1 protein-coding gene is annotated in these 884 nt (G+C 68.8%); it reads left to right on the top strand.

What is annotated here, in order from left to right:
• Window positions 1-884: histidinol dehydrogenase (gene hisD, locus OO71_RS45885; RefSeq protein ID WP_033296426.1), on the top strand; the 884-nt coding region annotated here is incomplete at both ends.

Below are 884 nucleotides of genomic sequence, written 5' to 3'. Positions count from 1 at the left end.
TGCTGGAGTTCACCGAGCGGTTCGACAGGGTGCGTCCGGAGACGGTGCGGGTGCCGGTGGAGGAGTTGTCCGCGGCGTTGGCGGGGTTGGATCCGCAGGTGCGGGCGGCGTTGGAGGAGTCGATTGCGCGGACCCGGAAGGTGCACGCGGATCAGCGTCGTCAGGATGTGACCACCCAGGTGGTGGCGGGTGGCACGGTCACGGAGCGGTGGGTGCCGGTGGAGCGGGTCGGGCTGTATGCGCCGGGTGGGTTGGCGGTGTATCCCTCGACGGTGGTGATGAACGTGGTCCCGGCGCAGTTGGCGGGGGTGCGGTCGTTGGTGGTGTGTTCGCCTCCGCAGGCGGCGTTCGGGGGTCGTCCGCATCCGACGATTCTGGCTGCGGCGGCGCTGCTGGGGGTGGATGAGGTGTGGGCGGTCGGTGGTGCGCAGGCGGTGGCGCTGGTCGCCTACGGCGGGGTCGACACGGATGGCACGGAGCTGGCTCCGGTGGACATCGTGACGGGTCCGGGGAACATTTTTCTGACGGCGGCGAAGCGGCTGGTCCGGGGTGTGATCGGGATTGATTCCGAGGCGGGTCCGACGGAGATCGCGATTTTGGCGGATGAGACGGCGGATCCGGTGCATGTGGCGGCGGATTTGATCAGTCAGGCCGAGCATGATCCGTTGGCGGCGAGTGTGCTGGTCACCACGTCGGAGGAGTTGGCCGACGCGGTGGAGCGGGAGCTGGTGACGCGGGTGGCGGCGACGAAGCATTCGGAGCGGGTGGGGGAGGCGTTGGGCGGTCAGCAGTCCGGGATCATCCTGGTCTCGACGATCGAGGACGGTCTGCGGGTGGTGGATGCGTATGCGGCGGAGCATTTGGAGGTCCAGACCGCGAACGCC

This window comes from Amycolatopsis jejuensis, assembly GCF_000717335.1.
In the GTDB taxonomy this organism is placed as follows: domain Bacteria; phylum Actinomycetota; class Actinomycetes; order Mycobacteriales; family Pseudonocardiaceae; genus Amycolatopsis; species Amycolatopsis jejuensis.
Note: the sequence above shows the minus strand (reverse complement) of the source record. Positions and strands in the feature narration are given on the sequence as shown.